A 259-nucleotide genomic window follows, 5' to 3' on the forward strand; every position below is an offset into this window, starting at 1 on the left:
TCGTGACGGCGATCGACAACACGTATTCGGCGGGGCTCGCGTTCAAGCCGTTCGAACATGGCGTCGATATCTCGGTGCAGGCGCTGACGAAATATCAGTCGGGCGGCAGCGACATTCTGATGGGCGCGACCATCGTTCGCGATTTCGAGCTGCATAAGAAGCTCAAGCGCGCGCGCATGCGGGTGGGCGTGGGTGTGTCGTCCGACGACGCATCGCTCGTGTTGCGCAGCTTGCCGACGATGCAACTGCGCTACGAGGC

Annotated in this window: 1 protein-coding gene; it reads left to right on the top strand. The window is 62.2% G+C overall.

All coding sequences use genetic code 11. The annotated features are described in order from the left end of the window. Window positions 1-259: PLP-dependent transferase (locus tag NCR34_RS27960; RefSeq protein ID WP_250501446.1), on the top strand; the 259-nt coding region annotated here is incomplete at both ends.

It is taken from the genome of Caballeronia sp. GAWG1-5s-s (assembly GCF_023631445.1).
GTDB lineage: Bacteria > Pseudomonadota > Gammaproteobacteria > Burkholderiales > Burkholderiaceae > Caballeronia.